The organism is Geodermatophilus sp. YIM 151500, from assembly GCF_025716945.1.
In the GTDB taxonomy this organism is placed as follows: domain Bacteria; phylum Actinomycetota; class Actinomycetes; order Mycobacteriales; family Geodermatophilaceae; genus YIM-151500.
The window spans coordinates 609,803-617,547 of the sequence record NZ_JAOVZT010000001.1; the positions used below are offsets into that span (position 1 = coordinate 609,803).

General features: G+C 78.1%; 3 protein-coding genes. All 3 read left to right on the forward strand.

Going from position 1 to position 7,745, the window contains the following annotated elements; translation table 11 throughout:
- The first annotated feature begins 31 nt into the window (after positions 1–31).
- The 3 genes from OF117_RS02810 to phaZ all read left to right on the forward strand — a co-directional run bounded on the left by OF117_RS02810 (position 32) and on the right by phaZ (position 7,660).
- Positions 32–1,375, forward strand: a complete 1,344-nt coding sequence (locus tag OF117_RS02810; protein ID WP_263551263.1) for an ABC1 kinase family protein — start codon at positions 32–34, stop codon at positions 1,373–1,375.
- Positions 1,376–1,502: 127 nt separating this feature from the next.
- Positions 1,503–6,170: a cation-translocating P-type ATPase gene (locus OF117_RS02815; RefSeq protein ID WP_263551264.1), complete on the forward strand. Its 4,668-nt coding sequence runs from the start codon at positions 1,503–1,505 to the stop codon at positions 6,168–6,170.
- Between the two features lie 245 nt (positions 6,171–6,415).
- Positions 6,416–7,660, forward strand: coding sequence for a polyhydroxyalkanoate depolymerase (gene phaZ, locus OF117_RS02820; RefSeq protein WP_263551265.1), 1,245 nt, complete (start codon positions 6,416–6,418; stop codon positions 7,658–7,660).
- Positions 7,661–7,745: the final 85 nt, after the last annotated feature.

The window sequence follows — 7,745 nt, forward strand, 5'->3', positions numbered from 1 at the left end:
CGCGGGGGCCTGCCGGCGCTACCGTCCGCCGGTGGGCTCCTCGGAGGACGGCGGGCCGACGCGGGGGCGCCTGGCCCGGGCGGCCCGGCTGGCCGCGCTCCCGGCCGCCTACGCCGGGCGCACCGCCGTCGGCCTCGGCAAGCGGATCGGCGGCCGCCCCGCCGAGGTCGTCGCCGCGCAGCTGCAGCAGCGCACCGCCGAGCAGCTGTTCGCCACGCTCGGCCAGCTCAAGGGCGGCGCGATGAAGGTCGGCCAGGCGATGTCGGCGATGGAGGCCGCGCTTCCCGAGCAGCTGGTCGGCCCCTACCGCGAGGCGCTGGTCCGGTTGCAGGAGGCGGCGCCGGCCCTACCGGCGCCGATGGTGCACGACCAGCTCGAGGCGTCGTTCGGGCGGCGGTGGCGGCGGCTGTTCCGCGACTTCGACGAGCGGCCGGTCGCGGCGGCCAGCATCGGGCAGGTGCACCGCGCCACCTGGGACGACGGCACGCCGGTGGCCGTGAAGATCCAGTACCCGGGCGCCGGCGACGCGCTCATCACCGACCTGACCATGCTCCGGACGCTCACGCCGCTCATCTCCGTGGCCGCGCCCGGCCTCGACGCCCGTCAGCTGTTCGCCGTGCTGCACGAGCACCTCGCCGAGGAGGTCGACTACGTCGTCGAGGCCGACGCGCAGATCGCCTTCGCCGACGCCTACCGCGACGACCCCGACATCTGCGTCCCCGACGTCCTGGCCGTGCAGGGCCAGGTCCTCGTCACCCGGTGGATCGACGGCACCCCGCTGTCCCGGGTCATCGCCGACGGCAGCCGGCCCGACCGGGACCGGGCCGGGCTGCTGCTCGTCCGCCTGCTGGTCTCCGGCCCGGTGCGCGCCCGACGGCTGCACGGCGACCCCCACCCGGGCAACTTCCGGCTGCTCCCCGACGGCCGGCTGGCCGTCCTCGACTTCGGCGCCACCGAGGCGCTGCCGCAGGGCTGGCCGGCCCGGCTCGGTGCGTTGCTCGCGGCCGGCCGGGACGCCGACGCGGCGGCACTGCACCGCATCGCGAGCTCCGCGGGCCTGGTGCCGCCCGCCGCGGTCACCCCGGCCGCCCTGCTCGACCTGCTCGACCCCTACCTGGAGCCGCTGCGCGGTCCGACGTACCGGTTCACGCGGAGCTGGATGGCCGAACAGACCCGGCGCGCCTCCGACCCGCTCGGCGCCACCTCCCGCACCCAGCGCCGGCTGACCATCCCACCGCGCCACCTGCTGCTGGTGCGCGTGGCCACCGGGCTGGCCGGGGTCCTCTCCTCGCTGGGGGCCACCGTCGCCGTCGACGGCGAGGTCCGGCGGTGGCTGCCCGGCTACGCCGCTCCTCCGGACGCCGGCCCCGTCTGACGCTCCCCGCTCGGCCGGCCGCACACCGGCCCACCGGGCGGCGCACCGCCCCCCGATCGGGGGAACGCGGCCGTCCCCTAGCATCCCGTCGACGTACCGTTCCTGTGACCGTCGTCACGGGGGTCGCATGGCTCTGCTCCGCCGGATCTCGTCCGCCCGGACCGCCGTCCGCGAGGCCGCCCGCCTCGCCGTCGATACCGCGGCGCTGGCTGCCGTCCCGGTCGTGGTCGGCGCCGGGCTGGTGGGCGGGTCCGCCTCGGCCACCACCCGGGTCGCCCGCGCCGCCGTGGAGGCCGGCGCGGCCCTGGCCGGGGGCTCGCTGCACCTCGCGAGGTCGGCCGCGGTGTCGGGCACCCGGGCCGTCGGCACCCTGGTCACCGGGGCCGATCCGCTGCCCGCGGGGCACGTGCACGACCTGGTCGACGCCGCGCACGGGCTGCTCGAGCCGCCCCTGGCGCGCCACACCCGCCGGGTCTGGGCCGACGGGGACCGCGTCCAGGTCGAGTTCGCCGCCCCCGCCGTCGAGGGGACGCCGGAGGTGCGCCGGGCCCTGCGCCGCCACCTGGAGCGGCTGGAGGGCGTCCAGTGGGCCACGGTCAACGACGTCGTCGGCCGGGTGCTGGTGGCCGTCGACGCACGGCGGGTCACCGTCGAGGACGTCGTCGGCGTCGTCACCGAGATCGAGCAGGCCCGCGGCGGCACGGAGGTCTTCCCGCAACGCCCCGACCACCCGGCCGACCTCGAGCCGCTGCTGGCCGCCGTCCTCGCCGCCGTGGTCGACACCGCGGCCGTCGGCGTGTCCATCGCCGGGAAGCTGCTGCCGATCCCCCCTGTCAGCCGGCACATCACCCTGGTGATGGCGGTGCTCGACACCCAGCAGTGGCTCAAGCAGGCGATCGCCGACCGCATCGGACCGGCCGGCACCGACCTGGCCTTCGCCGGCACCAGCGCGCTGCTGCACTCCCTGACCCAGAGCCCCACCGTGCCCGCCCTCAGCGCCGCCGCCGCGATCCAGGAGGCCCTGGAGGTGCGCGCGCGTCGCCAGGTCTGGCGCCGCCGCGAACGCGAACTGTGCCTCCCCGAACCGGACGACGACCCGGCCGAGCCCCTGCAGCCACCCGGCCCGCGTCCCGTGCCGCTGCCCGCCGGCCCGGTCGAGGCCTACCGGGACCGGCTGGGCCCCACCGAGCTCGCCTCGGCCCTCGGCCTGCTGCCGCTCACCGGCAGCCCCGGTCGCTCCGCCGACCTGCTCAAGGCGCTCACGCCCCGGGCCGCCACCCAGGGTCGGGACTCCTTCGCCGCCTCGCTCGACCTGCTGCTGTCCCGGCGCGGGGTGCTCCCGATGGACGGCTCCGCCTACCGCCGGCTCGACCGCGTCGACACCGTCGTCGTGGACGCCGACGCGCTGTGCACCGGCCCGCCGGAGGTCGTCGAGGCCACCGCGGAGGCCGACGGCTGGGACGACGCCGCGGTCTGGACGGCCGCCGCCCGCCTGCTCGGTGCCGACGGCGGGGCGGACGGCGGTGCGGACGGCGCGGGACCGCAGGGCGACGGCTCGGGCGGCGGGCGCTCGGACGGTGAGGGCGCCGGGCGGCTCCGGCTCGGGCCCGCCCGGAGATCGGACGACGCGCCCGGCGGCGAGGTCCGCTCGCTGCTCCGGGGCCGCCGCCGCGTCGGCACCGTCGTCGTCGCCGCCGGGCTCGGCCCGCACGCCGAGGCGCTGCTCACCACGGCCGCCGACGCCGGGCACCGGCTGGTCCTCACCCGCCACGTCGGCACCCGCGAGATCGCCGGCGTGGCCGACGAGCTCCCCCCGGCCGGTGAGCCCCTCCTCGGCACGGTCCGGCGGCTGCAGGCCGACGGGCGCGGCGTCCTGCTCGTGTCGGCCCGAGCCGGACCGGCGCTGATGGCCGCCGACGTCGCGGTGGCCCCCGTCCTCGACGGCCGCGCGCCGGCGTGGGGAGCGGACCTGATCACGCCGCCGGGCCTGGCCGACGCCTGCCGGATCGTCGCCGCGACCGTCGAGGCGAAAGCGGTCAGCCGGCGCGCGGTCGGCACGTCGGTGACCGGCAACGTCCTCGGCGGCCTGCTCGCCGCCGTCGGCAGCTCCCGCTACGGGCAGCGCAAGGCCACGACCCCCGGCAAGTGGGCGACCCTCACCAGCATGACCGCCGGCACCTGGACCGCCGTCCGGGTCGCCGGCCGCCCCGTGCCCGAGCCCGTCGTGCACACCCCGTGGCACGCGCTCGAGCCCGACGAGGTGCTGCGCCGGCTGACCGAGGTGCCCGAGGAGCCGGCGCCCCGGCGCGCCCCCCTGCTCCGTCCCGTCCGGCGGGCCGCCGGGCTGCCCGCCGTCCGGGGGCCCGCGCGGTTCGCGCGGACGGTCGCGGCCGAGCTCTCCGATCCGCTCACCCCGGTCCTGGCCACCGGGGCGGCGGCGACCGCCATCCTCGGCGAGTCCACCGACGCGATCCTGGTCGGCAGCGTCACCGTCATCAACGCCCTGGTCAGCGGCCTGCAGCGGCTGCGGGCGGAGAGGTCGCTGGAGGCGCTGCTGCTCGAGCAGGAGCACTGCGTGCGCCGCGAGACCGATGGTGGCGGCCGGGAGGAGGTGCCCGCCACCGCCGTCCGCGTCGGGGACGTCGTCCACGTGCAGCCCGGGGACGTCGTTCCCGCCGACGCCCGCCTGCTGGCGGCCGAGGACCTGGAGGTGGACGAGTCCGACCTCACCGGCGAGTCGCTGTCGGTCGCCAAGTCGGTGCCCGCGACGCCGGGGGCCGCGGTCGCCGACCGCACCTGCATGCTCTTCGACGGCACCACGGTCGTCGCCGGCCGGGGTCGGGCCGTCGTCGTCGCCGTCGGGCAGGCGACCCAGGCCGGCCGGGCGGCCCGCGCCGCGGGGGGCGCCGCGCCGCCGGCCGGCGTCCAGGCCCGGCTGGCCGAGCTCACCCGCGCCGTCCTGCCGCTCACCCTCGCCGGCGGCGCGACCGTCACCGCCCTGGGCGTGCTGTGGCGCCGCCCGCTGCGGGAGGCGGTCGCCTCGGGGGTGGCCATCGCGGTCGCCGCCGTCCCCGAGGGGCTGCCGCTGGTCGCCACGGTCGCCCAGCAGGCCGCGGCCCGGCGGCTGTCCCGGCGCGGGGCGGTCGTGCGCAGCGCGCGCGTGCTGGAGGCGCTCGGCCGGGTCGACACCGTCTGCTTCGACAAGACCGGCACGCTGACCGAGAACCGCCTGCGGGTCGCCCGGCTCGTCCCGATCGGCCCGGACCCCGGCCCGGGCGGCGGCCCGGGCGGCAGCCCGGACGGCAGCCCGGGCGGTGCGGCCGAGCGGGAGCTGCTGCGGCTGGCCGCCGCCGGCATGGGCAACGGGGACGACCAGGCGCACGAGACCGACCGCGCGGTGCGCGACGCGGCGTCCGCGCGCGGCGTGCGCGGCGACGGCCCGCCCGACGCGAGCCTCCCCTTCGCCGCCGGCCGGGGCTTCTCCGCGGCGGTGCGGGACGGCCGGCTCGTGGTCAAGGGCGCTCCGGAGGTCGTGCTGCGCCGGTGCGCCGGGGCACCCGACGTGCGCGACCGCGTCCAGGAGCTGGCCGGTGAGGGGCTGCGCGTGCTCGCCGTCGCCGAGCGGGAGGTCGACGGCCGGCCCGAGGACCTCGACGGCGCGGCCACGGGGCTGACCCTGCGCGGGCTGATCGGGCTGTCCGACACGCTGCGCGCGTCCTCGGTGGTCGCGATCGAGCAGCTGCGCGCCGCCGGTGTCCGGGTGGCCGTCGCCACCGGCGACCACCCCGAGACGGCCGGCGCCATCGCGGCCCAGGCCGGCGTCCCCGACGCCGACCGGGTGGTCACCGGCGCGCAGCTCGACCACGCCTCGGACACCGAGCGGGCCCGGATGGTCCGCGAGACCGCCGTCTTCGCCCGGCTCTCCCCGGAGCAGAAGGTGACCCTCGTGGCGGCGCTGCGTCGGGCCGGGGCGACGCTGGCGATGACGGGCGACGGGGTCAACGACGCCGCGGCGATCCGGCTGGCCGACGTCGGCGTCGGTGTCGAGGGCGCCGAGTCCCCGGCCGCGCGCGCCGCCGCGGACCTGGTGCTCACCGACCTCGACCTCACTCGGCTGGTCGACGCCATCGCCGAGGGCCGGGCCATGTGGTCGCGCGTCCGCGACGCCGTGTCGATCCTGGTCGGCGGCAACGCCGGTGAGGTCGCCTTCACCGTGCTCGGCACCGCCGTCGGCGGCCGGGCGCCGCTTGGCACCCGGCAGCTGCTGCTGGTCAACCTGCTCACCGACATGTTCCCGGCGCTGGCCGTCGCGGTGGCCGCCCCGCGGCCCGTCCCGGCCGAGGACGACGACGGCCCTCTCGCCGGGCACCCGCTCGCGGCCGTGCTGCTGGCCGGCCCGCACCGCGGCTTCACCCGGGCGGTCCGGCGCATGGTGCTGGTCCGCGGCGCTGCGACGGCGACCGGCGCCGCGGGCGCGTGGGTGGTCGGCCGGACGACGGGGCTGCGCCGCGGCCGGGCCAGCACGATGGGCCTGGCCGCGCTCATCGCCACCCAGCTGGCGCAGACCGCGTGGTCGGGACGGCGCAGCCCGCTCGTCCTGGCCACCGTCGCCGGCTCCCTCGCCGTCCTGGTGGGGATCGTGCAGACCCCCGGAGTGAGCCGGTTCTTCGGCTGCACGCCGCTGGGCCCGGTGTCCTGGTCGGTCGTGCTCGGCTCCGCCGCCGTCGGCGCCGCGGGCGCCGAGCTCGTGCCCGGGCTGGTCGCCCGGCTGCGGGCCGAGCCCGCGGACACCTGACCCGCGGCGGCGCGGGTGAGGGCCCGCCGGCCGCCCGCCGGGCGAGGTCAGCCCGGACGGCGGGACGCACCGAGGGGCCGGAGTGGCTGCTGTCGCCTCCCCGGACAGGAGTGGCGCCGCACGAGGCCACGGACGCCCCGATGCGCCGCCGCGCGTGTCCCGCCGTGCCGCCGTCCTGTGTTGCGGTTAGGTTTCCCCGCAAGTGACTTAAGTCACCGATCCCCGACTTCTCGACAGGCAGGCCGATGCTCTACACCGCGTACGAGGTCAACCGTCGAGCGGGAGCGCCCGTGGTCGCGGCGTCCGAGCTGACCGCCCGGGCCCTGCACGCCCTGCCCGCGCCGCTGGCCCGCACGCCGGCCGTCCGTCACGCACGGGCCGCCTGCGCCATCCTGGCCAAGGCCCGTCCCACCCACGACCGCCCGGCCTTCGGCATCGAGACCGTGCCGGTCGGCGACCGCGACGCCGACGTCTACGAGCGCCCGGTGCTGACGACGCCGTTCGGCACCCTGCTGCACTTCACCAAGCCGTCGGTGACGGGCCAGCCCCGCGTGCTGGTCGTCGGCCCCATGTCCGGCCACTTCACGACGCTCATCCGGCCGACGATCCGCACGCTGCTGTCCGACCACGACGTGCACGTCATCGACTGGCACAACGCGCGCGACATCCCCGCCGCGCACGGGCCCTTCGGCCTCGACGAGTACATCGAGCACGTCATGCAGGCGCTGCGCCACCTCGGCCCCGGCACCCACGTCGTGGCCGTATGCCAGCCCGCCGTCCCCGTGCTGGCCGCGGTCGCGCTGCTCGCCGCGGCGGGCGACCCCGCCGAGCCCAGCAGCGTCACCCTCATGGCCGGCCCGGTCGACACCCGGGTCAACCCGAACCGGGTCAACACCTCGGCCGCCGGCAAGCCGCTCTCCTGGTTCGAGCGCCGGGTCGTCGACACCGTGCCCGGCCGCTACGTGGGGGCGGGACGGCGGGTCTACCCCGGGGTCGTGCAGCTGACGGCCTTCATGTCGATGAACCCCCGGCGGCACCTCAGCGCGCACACGCGGCTCTACCGCGACCTCGTGGCCGGCAACACGGCCGCGGCCGCGGCCACCCGCGCCTTCTACGACGAGTACGGCGCGGTGATGGACGTCCCCGCGGAGTTCTACCTGGAGACCGTCGGCCGCATCTTCCAGCAGCACGACTTCGCCCTCGGGCGCTTCACCTGGCGGGGGCAGCGGGTCGACCCCGGCGCCATCCGGAACGCCGCGCTGCTCACCGTCGAGGGCGCGCAGGACGACATCTGCTCCCCCGGCCAGACCGAGGCGGCCCACCGGCTGTGCACCGGCATCCCGGACGACCGCAAGCGCCACCACCTGCAGAACGGGGTCGGCCACTACGGCGTCTTCAGCGGATCCCGCTGGGAGGCCGAGGTCTACCCCGTCATCCGGGAGTTCATCGACTCCGTGCGCGCAGGTGAGCGGACGGCGTCCTCCGGCTGACGGGCTCGCGCCCCGGGGCTCCGTCGCCGGCCGCGTCACCGGCCGCGTCACCGGCCGCGTCACCGGCCGCGTCACCGGCCGCGTC